The 16,153-nt window shown below is 55.5% G+C and carries 15 protein-coding genes; 5 read left to right on the top strand and 10 right to left on the bottom strand.

The window, feature by feature from the left end; all coding sequences use genetic code 11:
• Window positions 1-12 precede the first annotated feature (12 nt).
• Window positions 13-1,782, top strand: coding sequence for a GMC family oxidoreductase (locus tag EC840_RS07130; RefSeq protein WP_132964657.1), 1,770 nt, complete (start codon window positions 13-15; stop codon window positions 1,780-1,782).
• Window positions 1,783-1,788: 6 nt separating this feature from the next.
• Window positions 1,789-3,069: a cytochrome c gene (locus tag EC840_RS07125; RefSeq protein ID WP_132964655.1), complete on the top strand. Its 1,281-nt coding sequence runs from the start codon at window positions 1,789-1,791 to the stop codon at window positions 3,067-3,069.
• Window positions 3,070-3,125: 56 nt separating this feature from the next.
• Here EC840_RS07125 and EC840_RS07120 read toward each other — a convergent pair whose 3' ends face one another.
• Window positions 3,126-3,515: a DUF4440 domain-containing protein gene (locus tag EC840_RS07120; RefSeq protein ID WP_112289594.1), complete on the bottom strand. Its 390-nt coding sequence runs from the start codon at window positions 3,513-3,515 to the stop codon at window positions 3,126-3,128.
• Window positions 3,512-4,900, bottom strand: coding sequence for an MFS transporter (locus EC840_RS07115; protein ID WP_132964653.1), 1,389 nt, complete (start codon window positions 4,898-4,900; stop codon window positions 3,512-3,514). The genes EC840_RS07120 and EC840_RS07115 overlap by 4 nt, the downstream gene beginning before the upstream one ends.
• Window positions 4,901-5,014: 114 nt before the next feature.
• On the opposite strand from EC840_RS07115, the gene EC840_RS07110 reads away from it, so the two are divergent.
• Both EC840_RS07110 and EC840_RS07105 read left to right on the top strand, forming a co-directional pair.
• Window positions 5,015-5,938 carry a LysR family transcriptional regulator gene (locus tag EC840_RS07110; RefSeq protein ID WP_132964651.1) on the top strand — a complete coding sequence of 308 codons (924 nt, stop codon included), beginning with the start codon at window positions 5,015-5,017 and terminating at the stop codon, window positions 5,936-5,938.
• Between the two features lie 19 nt (window positions 5,939-5,957).
• Entirely contained in the window at window positions 5,958-6,485 is a 528-nt protein-coding gene (locus tag EC840_RS07105) for a GNAT family N-acetyltransferase (RefSeq protein ID WP_132964649.1), read from the top strand.
• 9 nt (window positions 6,486-6,494) lie between these two features.
• Here EC840_RS07105 and EC840_RS07100 read toward each other — a convergent pair whose 3' ends face one another.
• Entirely contained in the window at window positions 6,495-7,124 is a 630-nt protein-coding gene (locus tag EC840_RS07100) for a Vat family streptogramin A O-acetyltransferase (protein WP_120163311.1), read from the bottom strand.
• 123 nt (window positions 7,125-7,247) lie between these two features.
• Here EC840_RS07100 and tehB point away from each other — a divergent pair, with 123 nt between their 5' ends.
• Complete coding sequence (gene tehB, locus EC840_RS07095) at window positions 7,248-7,847, top strand: tellurite resistance methyltransferase TehB (RefSeq protein ID WP_132964648.1); 600 nt, start codon at window positions 7,248-7,250, stop codon at window positions 7,845-7,847.
• Between the two features lie 57 nt (window positions 7,848-7,904).
• Here tehB and EC840_RS07090 read toward each other — a convergent pair whose 3' ends face one another.
• The 7 genes from EC840_RS07090 to EC840_RS07060 form a co-directional block, all read right to left on the bottom strand.
• Window positions 7,905-9,323 carry a gamma-aminobutyraldehyde dehydrogenase gene (locus EC840_RS07090; RefSeq protein WP_132964646.1) on the bottom strand — a complete coding sequence of 473 codons (1,419 nt, stop codon included), beginning with the start codon at window positions 9,321-9,323 and terminating at the stop codon, window positions 7,905-7,907.
• Between the two features lie 13 nt (window positions 9,324-9,336).
• The gene (locus EC840_RS07085) at window positions 9,337-10,143 is read right to left on the bottom strand and encodes an ABC transporter permease (protein ID WP_112289587.1); all 807 of its coding nucleotides are present in this window, start codon (window positions 10,141-10,143) and stop codon (window positions 9,337-9,339) included.
• Window positions 10,133-11,065 (bottom strand): ABC transporter permease, encoded by a 933-nt coding sequence (locus EC840_RS07080; RefSeq protein ID WP_113876645.1) that lies wholly within the window; start codon window positions 11,063-11,065, stop codon window positions 10,133-10,135. The genes EC840_RS07085 and EC840_RS07080 overlap by 11 nt, the downstream gene beginning before the upstream one ends.
• 15 nt (window positions 11,066-11,080) lie before the next feature.
• Window positions 11,081-12,103 carry an ABC transporter ATP-binding protein gene (locus tag EC840_RS07075; RefSeq protein WP_243701027.1) on the bottom strand — a complete coding sequence of 341 codons (1,023 nt, stop codon included), beginning with the start codon at window positions 12,101-12,103 and terminating at the stop codon, window positions 11,081-11,083.
• A gap of 171 nt (window positions 12,104-12,274) precedes the next feature.
• Window positions 12,275-13,432 (bottom strand): putative ABC transporter substrate-binding protein YdcS, encoded by a 1,158-nt coding sequence (gene ydcS / locus EC840_RS07070; protein WP_113876534.1) that lies wholly within the window; start codon window positions 13,430-13,432, stop codon window positions 12,275-12,277.
• Window positions 13,433-13,467: 35 nt separating this feature from the next.
• On the bottom strand, window positions 13,468-14,931 hold the full coding sequence (locus EC840_RS07065) for a gamma-aminobutyraldehyde dehydrogenase (RefSeq protein WP_132964642.1): 1,464 nt from the start codon (window positions 14,929-14,931) through the stop codon (window positions 13,468-13,470).
• A 149-nt stretch (window positions 14,932-15,080) separates the two neighbouring features.
• Complete coding sequence (locus EC840_RS07060; protein WP_112289580.1) at window positions 15,081-15,989, bottom strand: LysR substrate-binding domain-containing protein; 909 nt, start codon at window positions 15,987-15,989, stop codon at window positions 15,081-15,083.
• Window positions 15,990-16,153: the final 164 nt, after the last annotated feature.

Raw genomic sequence — 16,153 nt, 5'->3', positions numbered from 1 at the left:
ACAGGATTTAAGATGGCAAAAGTAACTAAACCAGAAGTCGACGTCGTTGTTGTCGGCCTAGGCTGGGCTGGCTCGCTGATGAGTATCGAGCTGGCAATGGCAGGCCTGACCGTTCGCGCCCTCGAACGCGGCGGCGATCGCGGCTACGAAGAATTTGCATACCCGAAACCGGCGGACGAATACGCCTACGCGGTGCGTAACAAAGTCATGGCGACGCCGGCTGAAGCGGCGGTCACCGTGCGTTACAACATGAGTGAAACCGCTCTGCCGACCCGTAAATGGGGCGCGTTTGCGCCGGGTACCGGCGTCGGTGGTTCTGGTCTGCACTGGACGGCGGTTCTGATCCGCCCGACGCCGACCGATTTAAAACTCAAAACCTACGCCGACGAAGCCTACAAGCCGGGTATCCTGCAGGAAGATATGCGGATCATGGACTTCCCGTTCACCTGGGACGAAATCGAGCCGTATTACACTAAATTTGAGCACATCTGCGGTCAGTCCGGTAAAACCGGTAACCTGCGCGGTCAGATTATGGAAGGCGGCGACCCGTTCGAAGGCCCGCGTTCTGAGCCGTATCCGCTGCCAGCGCTGGAAGATACGCTCAACAGCAGCATGTTTGCTGAAGTCACCAAAAAGATGGGCTATCACCCGTTCCCGAACCCGTCGGCCTGCGTATCCCGCGCGTGGACCAACCCTTACGGCAACCAGATTGCGCCGTGTAACTACTGCGGTTATTGCAGTAAATATCCGTGCCTGAACTACTCGAAAGCTTCACCGCAAACCGCCGTGATGGACGCACTGAAACGCATGGATAACTTCTCTTATGAAGTCCACGCCAACGTGCTGAAAGTCGAATTGCACGATGATAAGAAAACCGCCAAAGGCGTGATCTACATGGATGCAGACGGCAACGAATGCTTCCAGCCGGCAAAAATCGTGGTGCTGAGCAGCTTCCAGTTCTGTAACGTGCGCCTGATGCTGCTGTCCGGGATCGGCAAACCGTACAACCCGATCACTGAAGAAGGCGTGATTGGCCGTAACTATGCGTTCCTGAGTAACGGCGGCTCGACGCTGTTCTTCAAAGACAAAAACTTCAACCCTTTCGCCACCGCAGGCGCCACAGGCCAGATGTTTAACGACATCTCTCCGGGCAACTTTGATGGCCCTTCTTTAGGTTTCATCGGCGGCGCGAAAATCCACAGTTCTCAGGCCACCGGCACGCCAATCAGCACCTCGCTGCCAAAAGGCACGCCTGCGTGGGGCACCGGCTGGAAAGAAGGGATGGAAGAATGGTACGGCCATTCGATGAAAATCAGCATCACGACAACCTGCCAGTCTTACCGCGACATTTATCTGGATCTCGATCCGAACTACAAAGATGAATACGGCTATCCGCTGCTGCGCATGACCTTCGACTGGAAACAGAACGAACTCAAATTGCAGCAATACCTGAAAGGCATCGTCGGCAATATCACCAAAGAGCTGAACCCGGACAGCTACAGCGAAAGCTTCCTGCCGATGGACGCGCATTTTGACCTGACCAAGTACGTTTCCACGCATAACGTGGGCGGCGCGGTGATGGGCGATAATCCGAAAACCTCGGCGCTGAACAAGTTCCTGCAAAGCTGGGATGTGCATAACGTGTTTGTGCCGGGCGGTAATGCGTTCCCGCAAAACTTCCAGGCCAACCCGACGGACACCATCGGCGCGATCACCCTGATGGCGGCGCAGGCGATTAAAGATCAGTACCTGAAAAACCCTAGTCCACTGGTTCAGGCATAAGCGGAGATGAACAGGATGAAACTCAAAAGTTTATTTATCGCTAATGCTCTGCTGCTGGGAGCAGGTTTTATGGCGAATGCGCAGGCGGATACCAATACAAAATCCGATAACGCAGCGCTGATCAAACAGGGCGAATATGTGGCGCGTCTGGGCGACTGCGGCGCGTGTCATACAGTCGCGGGTAAACCGGCGTTTTCCGGTGGACTGGCGATCAACTCTAATCTGGGCACCATTTATTCCACCAACATTACGCCAGATAAAGACCACGGCATTGGCGGTTATACCGAAGCACAGTTCTCTGATGCGGTGCGTAAAGGCGTTCTGCCTGACGGCACCCGTTTGTATCCGGCGATGCCTTATCCGGATTACGCCAAAATCAACGATGAAGATATGCACGCGCTTTACGTTTACTTTATGCAGGGCGTAAAACCGAGCGCGGAACAGCCACCGGAAACGGATCTGAGTTTCCCGTTCAGTCAGCGCTGGGGGATGCGTTTCTGGAACTGGGCGTTCGCGTCTGATAAACCTTTCCAGCCCATCGGGGGTGCTTCCGCGCAGGTGAACCGTGGCGCGTATCTGGTGGAAAGTCTCGGTCACTGCGGCAGTTGCCATACTCCGCGCGGTTTCGGTATGAACGAGAAAGCGCTGGACAGCAGCGACTCTGATTTCCTGGCAGGCGCCAGCCTGAATAACTGGGACGTCCCTTCCCTGCGCGGCGTCGCGCACTGGAATGAACAGGAGATCGTCGATTATCTGGGCAAAGGGCGTAATGACAAAGCGGCGGTTGGCGGCGAAATGACGTCTGTGGTGGAAAACAGTACTGCCCACATGACCGATGACGACCTGAAAGCCATCGCGGCGTACATCAAATTCCTGGGCGGTAATCCGCCGGTTCCGGCAGAGGACACGCAGAAAGCCAGCGCGACCGAAGCCAAACTGACAGCGGCGAAAAACCTCAGCGAAGGCGAGCGTTTGTATCTCGATAACTGCGGTGCATGTCACTTCGTGACCGGTAAAGGCGCACCGGGCGTGTTCCCGCAGCTGGATCAGGCAACGATTGTGAATGCCAAAGATCCGACCGGATTAATTCACACCATTTTGGCGGGCGCACAGCAACCGTCCACCGCGCGCGCACCGTCTACGCTGGTGATGCCGGGCTTTGCTAACCGTCTGACGGACGAAGAAGCGGCACAACTGTCGACCTTTATCCGTCAGGGCTGGAGCAACAATGCTCCGGCAGTGACCGCAAAAGATGTCAGCGAAGTCAGAAAAACCCTGACGAAGTAATCACTTTTGCAGGCTACAACGGCTTTCCTCGCGGAAGGCCGTTTTTTTATACGCGATCAGGCGGCTGGCGTTTCATGCAAATGACGCCACAGAATTTTCCCTTCTGCATCCACCACAAACAACACCGTCGAATAACGCAGCGTTTCCGGCTGGCCGGGCAACTGCTGGCGTTCCTGATACGCAACGACCGCGCCTTTTTCACTTTCAGCAATCAGCACCGGCTTTTCGACCTCAATCTTCAGCCCGCTTTTCGCGCCCCGCTGCGCCCTGAAAAAAGCACATAACGCCGGATGATCCAGCCGGTGGCCGGTGATAGTTACCATCGAATAGGCCGGACTAAACCGCGCCAGCAGTTCATCACAAACCTGCTCAGGCGCGGCGGAGTCTGTAAACCAGCGCTGAATTAACACATGCGCATCAAACACTTCTTTCACAAAACGATTCATCTTCTTTCCTTTTGAAGTTCCTGCTGATGCAGTTCCTGCACAATTTCCCGGCCCGGCAACCGCAGACACAGCATGACCGGAACAATAACGCTGGCGGCGGCAAAAATGAACGCCAGCCTGAACGCAGATTGCGGGAGGTAAATCTGCAAAATATTGAGCATCACGCTGACCAGCGTCACGCCGAGGCAAAAGCTCAGCTGGCGGTTGATGTTCCACACCGCGCTGGCATCGGCCAGTTTCTCCGTCTGAATATGTAAAAACGCGCCACTTTGCGCCGTGCTGCTGCACAAACTGCTGCCCGCACCCATCAGCGTGAACGCGGCGATCGCCAGCCACGGTGCTGCGGGAAACACACTGAGCAGCGCCAGCAAGCCAATACCTGCGCCCTGAATCAGGCAGCCGGGAATAAACAGCGCCCGCGGCCCGATCCGGTTAAACATTTTGCCGGTAAAACTGATGGCAGCAAACGACGCCAGCGACCAGGGCAACATCAGCCCCCCCGACTGCGTTGCCGAGAAATGATGTTCATTTTGCAGATACAGCATCGCGATCAGGCTGACGCCGGTAAACACGCCGGGAACCCACTGATAAACCAGCATGCCGGTACGCAGCAGCGGATCTTTCATCAACGTCAGATCCAGCAAAGGCTCAGGCTGTTTTCGGGAGACGCCAACAAACATCGCCATCAGCCCTGCGCCCGCCAGCAAAAATGCGCTGCCGCTCAGCCATTCACTGCTTTCACCCAGCGACGTCAGCCCCCATAACACCAGCGTCAGCCCGCCGTTGAGCAGTGTAAATCCTTTCAGATTGAATCTTCCAGCCAGTTCCTGCGGCGTTTGTGGCAGCCAGCGCAGTGCCAGAACCCAGGCCAGCAGCGCCAGAGGCAGACTGGCAATAAACACCCAGCGCCAGCTGAAACTGTCCACGATAATGCCGCCGATGGCCGGAGAAAGCGCCGGTGCCATCAGCCCGACCAGCATGATCACCGCCGAAAGTCTGGCACGTTCGTGGCTGCGGTACAGCGCGTACGTCAGCGTCTGCCCGAGCGGGATCAATAATCCGCCGCCCAGCCCCTGCACAATACGCCAGGCAATCAGCGTGGTCAGATTTCCGGCGCTTGCTGCGCCAACAGAGGCAAGCATAAAAATCGTCAGTGAAAGGATGAAAATCCGGCGCGCCCCGAAACGTGCGGCCAGCCAGCGACTGAGCGGGATAACCAGCGTCAACCCGAGAATATATCCGGTGCTGACCCACGCCAGCGCGCTGACCGGTGCATCAAACTGACGTGCGATGCCGGGATACGCCACGTTAGCGATAAACATGTTGATCAGATCAACGAAAAAACCGAGCAAATACACCGCTGCAACCCGCGCTCTGTGACTCATCTGCACTCATCCACAATCAGTTAAGGCGTGCAATCTAACGGAGATATTGTCCGGGATAAACGGGCGCGGCGCAGTTACACTGTCAAAAATATTTTGACAATCAGGACGCAGGAAATGCTGAATTTACAGCGGCTGGAGATTTTCGTCGCGGTGGTTAACGCAGGCAGTTTTACTGGCGCGGCGGCTTCGCTCGGGCTGACCAAAGCGGTGGTCAGTTTCAACATAAAGCAGCTTGAGAGTGAAACCGGCGTCGCGTTACTGACCCGCAGCACGCGACGACTGGCACTGACTGAATCGGGCGAACGCTTTTATCAGCGATGTCAGGACTTATTACAGGAAGCGGAAGCGGTGCTGGATGACGTGCGCCGGGAACACGGCGGCCTGAGCGGACAACTGCGGATCACCAGTACGCCGGAATACGGTGCACGCGTGGTGGTTCCGGCGCTGGCGGCGTTCTCTGCACTGCATCCGCAATTACGCATTCAGCACGTTGCGTCCTCGAATCACGATGACCTGATTTCCGGACGCTTCGATCTGGCGATCCGCCTCGGTCAGTTAGCCGATTCCAGTCACCACGCCGCCACGCTGGGGAGTTTTGAAATCCTGCCGGTAGCCTCTGCGACATATTTGCAACAATCAGGAAGTATTCAAACACCGGAACAGCTGGCCCAGGCTTCATGGATTGCGCACAGCCGTTTGCCGCTGCCGATGAACTGGCCGGTGAGAAATACTCATGGAGATAAGATACCTTTCCGGGTTTCATCACCCCCTGCCGTGACCGCCGACAGCGCGTCGGCGTTGTTAGCTTTTGCGCTGGCTGGCACAGGCGTCGCCCTGCTGCCCGACTGGCTGGTGCAACCGGAAATCGATACACAGCGTTTATGCCATTTGCTGCCCGATCACCGGTTCCCGACACAGGGCATTTTCGCGCTCTATCCCAACACCCGCCATGTCCCTGAAAAGGTGCGGCGGTTTATTGATTTTTTGCAAAAACAGATGGCGGAGTTTCCTGCTCAGTCTAAGATTTACTTCAGCTAACAGAAGGAAAACGCTGACTATGATCCTCGAAACATCGCGGTTGTTGCTCCGGCCTGTCGAGGCTGATGACATCGGTTCATTTTTTGCTATTTACGGCGATCCGCAAACTAATCTGTTTAATCCGCGCGGTCCGCTCAAAGACATGGCGGCAGCGAAGGAAAAACTTAGCGGCTGGTTACAGGAATGGCCGGAACACGGTTTCGGCCATTGGGCGATAACGTTGAGTCATAAGCCGGATGAGATTATCGGCTTCGGTGGGCTGGGAGTTCGCGAAGGCTACGAAAATCACCGGGTATTTCTCGGCTATCGCTTTGCGACCATCGCGTGGGGAAAAGGGCTGGCAACGGAGTTTGCCAGCGCATCGTTGAACGCAGGTTTCGAGAAACTGCATGTTGAGCGGATCTCAGCCACCGTGCGCGAAAATCATCTGGCTTCGCAGCGTGTGCTGGAGAAAATCGGCATGCAAAAAGTCGGTTTTGAAGGTGATCCGGTACATGGCACCGGTAGTTACCTTTACCGGCAGACGGATCACCGCACAATCCGCTGATCGCTAAAATCAGCAGGCGGCCAGCGCGTCAACGTCACCTGCGGTGATCAACGCCAGATTTGTGGAAATTTTATCTGCTGGCCAGTTCCACCAGGCGATCTGCTCCAGGCGGGCGATCGTCTCATTGTCGAAACGGTATCTGATGACCTTAGCCGGATTACCTCCCACGATGGCGTAAGCAGGGACATCACCGGTGACCACCGATTTCGATGAAACAATGGCTCCGTTCCCGACCTTAACGCCGGGCATAAACAGCGCTTCATAGCCAATCCACACATCATTCCCGATCACCGTATCGCCTTTATAAGGCAGGTCTTCTGCCGCAGGCATCACCTTTTCCCATCCGTTGCCAAATATTTGAAACGGATAGGTCGAAATGCCAGAGAGCTTGTGATTCGCCCCGTTCATGATGAATTTCACCCCGCGGGCCAGCGCGCAGAACTTTCCAATCACCAGCTTATCGCCAATAAAAGGAAAGTGATAAAGGACGTTGCGCTCGAAATCTTCTGAATCAACAGGATCGTCATAGTAGGTGTAGTCGCCAATAATAATATTGGGGTTGCTGACGGTGTTTTTGATGAAGCAGACCTGAGGAAATCCCTCCATCGGATGCTTGTTATCGGGGGACGGCCCAGACATGTTATCTCCTTATAAAAATGACCCGGCGGGATATGATGCAGACCCCATTAAGAGTCATGGTGCCAGCACTCTATTTTAGAGGATAATCGCGGGTATACGATTCACTATTCAGGAAATCCGCGAATGACACAACACCTCGCACCAGAAGACTATTACACCGAAAAATACGGTCTGACCCGTACCCATTCCGAAATTCTCAACGCGGTAAATTATGTTCAGCCGGGTAAAGCGCTGGATTTGGGGTGTGGCAGCGGACGTAACTCGCTGTATCTCAACCTGAAGGGTTTTGATGTCACCGGCTGGGACAACAATGCGATGAGCGTCGCAAAAGTGAATGACATTATTGCGGCAGAATCCCTACAAAACATTCATATAAGCGAGCAGGATCTGAACACGCATCGTTTCAGCGGTGAATATGATTTTATCTTTTCAACGGTAGTGATGATGTTTCTGCAACGCGACAGCATCCCGCATATTATTCAGGATATGCACGCTGCGACGAAAACCGGAGGCTACAACCTGATTGTCGCCGCGATGGACAGCCCGGATTTCCCGTGCCCGTTGCCCTTCCCGTTCACCTTCAAGCCTGAAGAACTGCGCGAGTATTACCATGGCTGGGAAATCGTGAAGTACAACGAAGACGTCGGCGAGCTGCATAAACGCGACGAAAACGGTAACCGCTATAAGCTGCGCTTTGCGACGCTGCTGGCGAAGAAGATTTGATGTGAAAATAAGCTGGCGGGAACGCCGCCAGCCCTGTAAATCTGCCGAAGCCGGATGCTAGTGTTTTATCATCACATGCCGGATTGCCGTGTAATCTTCCAGTCCGTACATCGACATATCTTTGCCGTAGCCGGATTGCTTTTGTCCGCCGTGCGGCATTTCGCTGACCAGCATGAAATGCGTATTCACCCAGGTACAACCGTATTGCAGACGGGCGCTGAGGCGATGGGCGCGACCGATGTTTTGCGTCCAGACCGATGAAGCCAGCCCGTAATTCGATTCGTTTGCCCAGTCGAGAACCTGCTCTTCGGTGTCGAATTCGGTGATGCTGACCACCGGTCCGAACACTTCACGCTGCACGATTTCATCTTCCTGACGCGCTCCCGCCAGCACGGTAGGCTGGAAATAATAGCCTTCGCCGCGCACGTGTTCGCCGCCGGTGACAACCTGAATATGCGCCTGCTGTTTTGCGCGTTGCACGAAACCTTCCACCCGTTCTAAATGTGCTGCCGATACCAGCGGCCCCATTTCTGCGCTTTCATCTGTCCCAAGTTTGATCGTAGAAACCGCTTCGCCCAGCGCGTTGACCAGCCGCGAATAAACCCCTTTTTGCACATAGAGTCGACAGGCCGCGGTGCAGTCTTGTCCGGCGTTGTAGAAACCGAACGTGCGCACGCCTTCCACCACCTGATCGATATCCGCGTCATCAAACACGATCACCGGCGCTTTGCCACCGAGTTCCATATGCGTGCGTTTGATGCCGCTGGTGGCCTGCGCAACAATTTTCTCGCCGGTTGCGACCGAGCCGGTCAAAGAGATCATCCGCACTTTATCGTGATGCGTCAGCGCGTTACCCACCGTCTGACCGTCGCCAAACAACACATTCAGCACACCCGCCGGGAACAAATCCTGCGCCAGTTCGCCCAGCTTCAGCGCCGTCAGCGGCGTAATTTCAGAAGGTTTGATCACCACACAGTTGCCCGCCGCCAGCGCCGGAGCAATTTTCCAGGCAGCCATCATCAGCGGATAATTCCACGGCGCGATAGAGGCAATAACTCCCAGCGGATCACGGCGGATCATGGAAGTATGACCGGTCAGATACTCGCCGCTGGCCAGTCCGTTCAGACAACGGCTGGCACCGGCAAAGTAACGAAACACATCAGCTACCGCCGGGATCTCATCGCCCAGCGCCAGATGAAAAGGTTTGCCGCAGTTCAGCGATTCGAGTTTCGCGAGGGCTTCAGCATTGGCTTCAATGCGATCGGCCAGCGCCAGTAACAACTCAGAACGGGTTTTCGGCGTGGTTTGCCCCCATTCGGTAAAAGCTTTGTGCGCCTGATCGACAGCCTGTTTGGTCTGCTGCTCGCTGGCCTGCGCCAGTCGCACTATTTCCTGCCCGTTATGCGGGTTGTAAACCGGCAACGACGTCCCTTCTCCGGCAACCAGCTCACCATTAATCAGCATGTTCGTTTGCATTATTTTTTCCTTATTATTTGCCGTCACCGGCCACATCAGACCCGTTTCTTGTCAGATACCATGCGCCCAAAATCGGGATCATGGTCAGTACCATCAGGCACAGCGCCACCACGTTGGTGACCGGCACTTCGCGCGGACGTCCCAGCTGATTGAGCAGCCAGATAGGCAGCGTGCGCTCGTGTCCGGCGGTGAAGGTAGTGACGATGATTTCATCGAAAGACAGCGCAAACGCCAGCATTCCGCCCGCCAGCAGCGCGGTGCTCAGGTTGGGTAAAATGATGTAGCGGAAGGTCTGCCAGCCGTCGGCGCCTAAATCCATCGATGCCTCGATCAGGCTGTGGGTGATGCGACGGAAACGGGCGATGACGTTGTTATAAACAATCACCATGCAGAACGTGGCATGACCGATAACGATGGTGAGCATGCCCGGTTCGATTTGTGCGGCGTGAAACGCGTTGAGCAGTGCCAGCCCGGTGATGATCCCCGGCAAGGCAATCGGCAGCATGAACAGCAAGGTGATACTGTTTTTGCCGTAGAAATTGCGCCGGTACAGCGCCGCTGCTGCCAGCGTGCCCAGCACCATCGCAATCACCGTGGCGTAACAGGCGATTTGCACCGAGAGCCAGACGGCGTCGAGAATGTCATGTCTCCCCGCCGCCACCGCGAACCAGTGCAGCGTGAAGCCTTTTGGCGGAAAACTGAAGGCTGCGTCTTCGGTGTTAAAGGCGTAAACCGCGATGATCAGCAGCGGGAAATGCAGGAAAACCAGCCCGCCCCATGCGGACAGTTTGAGTAACCAGGGTGCGCGTTTAGAGTGCATCGAAAGCTCCCAGTCGTTTAACCATCGACAGATAAACAGCAATCAGCACAATCGGCACCAGCGTGAACGCCGCCGCCATCGGCATATTGCCAATCGACCCCTGCTGGGAATACACCATATTGCCGATGTAATACCCCGGCGGCCCCACCAGTTGCGGGATGATGTAATCGCCGAGCGTCAGGGAGAAGGTGAAAATCGAACCCGCGGCAATACCCGGCACCGCCAGCGGGAAGATGACATAGCGCAACGTCTGCCAGGGTTTCGCGCCCAGATCTTCGGATGCCTGGATCAGGGACGGCGGGAGACGTTCAAGCGCTGCCTGAATCGGCAAAATCATAAACGGCAGCCAGATGTAAACGAACACCCAGAAGCGCCCGATCCCCGACGTTGACAGCGTATTGCCGCCGATACCCGGCAGACTCAGCATCGCGGTCAGCAGCGGTTCCAGCCCGAGATGTTCTAGGAACCATTGCAGTACGCCACCTTTGGAAAGCAGCAGCGTCCACGCATAGGCTTTGACGATGTAACTCGCCCACATCGGCAACATGATCGCGACATAGAAGAAAGCTTTTTTCTTGCCCGTAATGTAGCGCGCCATGTAATAAGCAATCGGAAACGCCAGCACCGCGCTGAAAAACGACACCAGCAGCGCCATGCTCACCGTGCGGATAATGATGTCGGCGTTAACCGGATCAAACAGCGCGCGCAGATTCGCCGTGGTCAGCGTCGAAGACACCGTCATGGTGAAATCGTCGAAGGTATACAAACCCTGCCACAGCAGCGCAAACAACGAACCTAAATAGATGGCACCGAACCACAACAGCGGCGGAACCAGCAGCAGCGCCAGATAAAATCCGGGGCGATGATGCAGGAAAGTGATCAGCGCCCGGCCACGCCGCGCCCGCTTCTCGTAAGGAGTCATACTGATATCCATCGTTTAACCCTCAAGCAGCGCCACCATGGCGTCCCGGTTCCAGCATGCCACCACCGGTTGCCCGGTCTGGAAGTGGGTTTGCAGGCTGGCCGCCAGATTATTCGGTTCACTGACAAACAGCCGCTCACCGCCATCCAGCGCCAGTTCGTAGCGCGTCGCCGCCCCCTGAAAATGGATATCTTTCAGGATGGCGCTGACCTGCACGATACTGCTGTCAGCTTGCGGTTGCGGCGTCAGGCGGATATGTTCCGGACGAATCGAGCGGCTGCCGGGAAGGCCGGTGAGCCTGAGGGAGAGATCAGAATTAAGCACATTGGCGGTACCGACAAACTGCGCGACAAACGCCGTGCGCGGACTGAGATACAGCTCGCGCGGTGAATCCACCTGCTCGATGCGCCCGTTGTTAAACACCGCCACGCGGTCCGACATCGACAGCGCTTCACTCTGATCATGCGTGACGAAAATGAAGGTAATGCCCAGTTCGCGTTGCAGTTTTTTCAGCTCGCCCTGCATCTGCTCTCGCAGTTTGAGATCGAGCGCGCCGAGCGGTTCATCGAGCAGCAGAACGCTGGGCTGATTGACCAGCGCACGCGCCAGAGCCACGCGCTGACGCTGACCGCCCGACAAAAACGCCGGTTTGCGCGCCGCAGTAAAACCGAGCGCCACCCGTTCCAGCGCTTCCATCGCGCGGATATTGCGTTCTTTTTTGCCCACGCCTTTCACCATCAGGCCATACGCAACGTTCTCCAGCACGGTCATGTGCGGAAACAGCGCGTAATCCTGAAAGACGGTATTCACATCCCGCTCATAAGGCGCGAGTTTTGTGGCCTCTTTGCCATGAATGCGGATGGAACCGGATGACAGCGTTTCAAACCCGGCAATCAGGCGCAGGCAGGTGGTCTTACCCGAACCCGAAGGCCCAAGCATGGAAAAGAATTCGCCGTCCTGAATATCGATCGACACATTATCGACGGCTTTGGTTTCCCCGAATATTCGGGAAACATTAATAAATTGTACGGCGGGCATAGTTAGCTCCCGGGGTTTCATTTTTGAAAAAACCAATTCCACTGGAATACGCAAAAATCATTTGAGTCGCAGGAAGGCGGCAAACTCACGAATCCCGATGAGCTGACACAGGTCAGTGATTCGGGTGAGAGAGTGCAGCCAACGCATCTGCGGCGCAAAGGATGCCGCGTATTAACGGCCGCCCATAATGGCGATATAGTCCTGTGTCCATTTACTGTATGGAACGAACTTGCCGCCTTCGGACTGTGGCGTTTTCCAGAATGAAATCGACGCGAATTTATCGAAGCCGTTGGTCTGACAGCCTTCTGCGCCTAACAACGGGCTGGCTTTACAACCCGCCGGAACCGCAGGCACAGAACCAAACCAGGCGGCGACGTCGCCCTGCACTTTCGGTTCAAGCGACCAGTTCATCCACTGATAGGCGCAGTTCGGATGTTCGGAATCCGCCGCCAGCATGGTGGTATCCGCCCAGCCGGTAACGCCTTCTTTCGGAAACACGGTGGCAATCGGCTGCTTCTCGCCTTTCAGTGAGTTGGCCTGATACGGCCATGAGGAACTGGCGACCACACCTTCGTTTTTGAAATCGCTCATCTGCACGGAGGCGTCGTGCCAGTAACGGTGGATCAGCGGATGCTGGGCACGCAGCAGTTTCAGCACGGCCTGATACTGGGTTTCATTGAGCTGATACGGATCTTCAATTTTGAGATCTGGCTGGGTACTTTTCAGGTACAGCGCGGCATCGGCAATGGCGATCGGCCCGTCATAGGCCTGAACGCGTCCCTGATTCGGTTTGCCATCTGGCAGATTTTGCGGGACAAAAATCACCGCCCAGCTGTCCGGCGGTGTAGGGAATGTTTTGGTGTTGTACATCAGCAGGTTCGGCCCCCACTGGTATGGCGTGCCGTAAACTTTGCCGCCAACGTTAAACCATGCGCCTTTGGTCAGGCGCGGATCGACGTTTTTCCAGTTAGGGATCAGCGCAGGGTTGATCGGCTGCACGCGTTTACCGTAAATCAGACGCAGCGAAGCATCGCCGGACGCCGTCACCAGGTCATAGCCGCCCTTCGCCATCAGGCTGACCATTTCATCGGACGTCGCCGCGGTTTTCACATTCACTTTGCAGCTGGTTTGTTTTTCGAACTGCGTCACCCAGTCATAGTTTTTGTCACTTTCGCCGCGCTCGATATACCCCGGCCACGCAACAATATTTAACTGGCCTTCGCCTTTGCCAATACTGGTGGGTGCGTCGGCAGCCAGCGCGCTATTTAAGAAACTCAGCAGGCCCAAACAAATAGCAGATAAAGCGTAAACACCTTTGTTCTTATTCATCGCTTACTCCTGTCCTGTCGTCGTAAATGTTGTTTTTAGAATTGAGGTTTGAACTTCGCCATGATGTGTCTGACTACGCTGTAGTCCTGTAAGGAATAACTGGAAAGATCGTTGCCGTAGCCGGAGCGTTTCAGTCCGCCGTGCGGCATTTCACTGACCAGGGAAAAGTGGGTGTTAATCCACGTGGTGCCATATTGCAGATGCGAGGAAATCTGCATGGCGAGGTCGATATTTTGTGTCCAGACTGAGGAAGCCAGTCCGTATTCAGATTCGTTGGCCCAGCTGACGACCTGCTCAAGCGAGTCAAAACGCGTCACGCTGACCACCGGCCCGAACACTTCGCGCTGGACGATTTCATCACTTTGCAGACAACCCGCCAGCAGCGTCGGCTGGTAATAAAAACCGGAACCGGAATGGGATGCCGCGCCGGTAATCCGCTCGATATGCGGCTGACTCAGCGCCCGCTCGACAAAGCTGGATACGCGGTCACGCTGTCTGGCACTGATGAGCGGTCCCATAAAGTTTTCGCTGTCATTCTTTTTGGCGAACGGCAACTGAGCAATGGCGTCGCCCAGTTTTTCCACCAGACGTTCGTAGATCCCGGCCTGCGCATAAACGCGGCAGGCGGAGGTGCAATCCTGTCCGGCGTTGTAGTAGCCCCAGGTGCTGACGGCGTGGACCACATCGTCAATATCCGCGTCATTACACACAATTACCGGCGCTTTACCGCCCAGCTCAAGATGAGTGCGTTTTACGGTTTTAACTGCGGCCTGCAAAATCCGTTGTCCGGTGACGATATCGCCGGTCAGGGAGATCAAACGAACGTGAGAATGGCTGACCAGTGCGTTGCCGACGCTTTCTCCGCTGCCGGTGATCACGTTGAGCACGCCCGGCGGCAGGATGTCCTGCAAAGCAGGCAGTAAGGCAAGAATGGTCAGGGGAGTATGTTCGGAAGGCTTGAAAACGACGGTGTTTCCGGCGGCCAGCGCCGGTGCGATTTTCCACGCTGACATCATCAGCGGATAATTCCACGGGGCGATAGAAGCGACAACGCCAAGCGGGTCACGGCGCACCATGGAGGTATGACCTGGCAGGTATTCTCCGGCCAATTGCCCCTGCTGACACCGGACAGCACCGGCGAAAAAACGGAAGACATCCACGGCGGCTGGCAGATCGTCATTCAGCGCCTGATGCAGCGGTTTGCCGCAGTTTAAGGCTTCAAGACGCGCCAACTGCGGCGCCTGCTTTTCGATAGCATCGGCAATGCGTAAAAGGAGAGTGCCGCGTTCGGCAGGCGTGGTACGTGACCAGCGGGCAAATGCCTGACTGGCGGCGTTAACGGCCATATCGACCTGCGCCAGTGACGTTTCCGCCACTTCTGCAATCACCTCGCCGGTGGCGGGATTAAAAATACTCTGCGTTGCGCCCTCGCCATGCAGAAGGTCGCCGTTGATCGCGTGTTTATCAGAGAAACTGGCAACAAATTCTGCATCCGACATCGTACTGCCCCTCAGAGAAGTCAGTCATAGGGAATTAACAAAAATGTTATTAGCTAGTAACAAAACTGCTAATTCACATTAGGTAATTTCTCTGAGGGCAACAAATAGCAATTATTGAAGGCTGCGTTCGGAAAAAACGAATGCTCCGGTTAAGACGGTTTTCTCTTGGCGCTGTTTTCACGAGCGATCGTCAGAAACGGCGTCACCAGTTCAGGCCGCGCACTGCCGCGACGCCATGCCAGTCCGATATCCAGCGGTTCGATGGAATCCTCAAGCTTGCTGGCCTCGATCATATTCCCTTCCAGTGACCAGGCGCGGTAAGCCATGTCCGGCTGTACTGATACGCCCAACCCGGCAGCCACCAGACTGCGCACCGCCTCGGTTGACGCGGTTTTCATCGCAATATTGGGCTTGAGTCCGGCCCGCGCCCAAAGCCGCTGCGCGTGTTTTTCCATCTCATCCACGTTGAGCTGGATCAGCGGTTCATTGGCAATATCCGCCAGAGAAATACTTTCCCGCTCCAGCAGCGGATGCAACGGCGGCAGCCACAGACGGTAAGAAGAATGGGTCAGAACCTCGGTTTGCAGCGCGTCACGATCTTCCAGATTTGAGAGGATCAGCACACCGATGTCGATCTCGCCGCTGACCAGCAGGTGCTCGATATACTGGCGTTCATCCTCGACCACTTTGACATCGACATTCGGGTAATAGGCGTTGAATTGTTTGAGTAAATCCACCAGAAAGTATCCGGCCACCAGGCTGGTCACGCCCAGCGTCAGCTGACCGGTGACATTTTCGGTACCCATCTGCAGGCTGCGTTTGGCGTTATCAACGGTGGCCAGAATAAGATACGACTGGCGTAAAAACTGATGCCCCTGATGGGTCAGCGTCATCCCTTTGGCATGGCGGTCAAACAGCCGCGCCTCGGTTTCCGTCTCAAGTTGCTGAATCGCCTGTGTCAGCGAGGACTGTGAAACAAAAGAGGCCTGTGCGGCAGCGGATATCGATCCGGTTTCAGCAACGGCAATAAAATGGCGGATCTGGCGCAGTGTCAGCATAACGGCTCTCTCATCGCATTAAAAAACCGAATCCTGTGCGGCAGCATTCGGTTTTTGGGAATGATCAAGTAATGGCAGAGAGGGGATTTTTGTCAAACCGGGGACAAGCGTTTTGCGAGGCGTACCGGAGAATGGGAAAGGAAGGCTCGAAGGTTTAACGAAAA

This window comes from Rahnella sp. JUb53, from assembly GCF_004346065.1.
GTDB lineage: Bacteria > Pseudomonadota > Gammaproteobacteria > Enterobacterales > Enterobacteriaceae > Rahnella > Rahnella variigena.
This window is presented reverse-complemented; position numbering and strand designations above follow the sequence as displayed.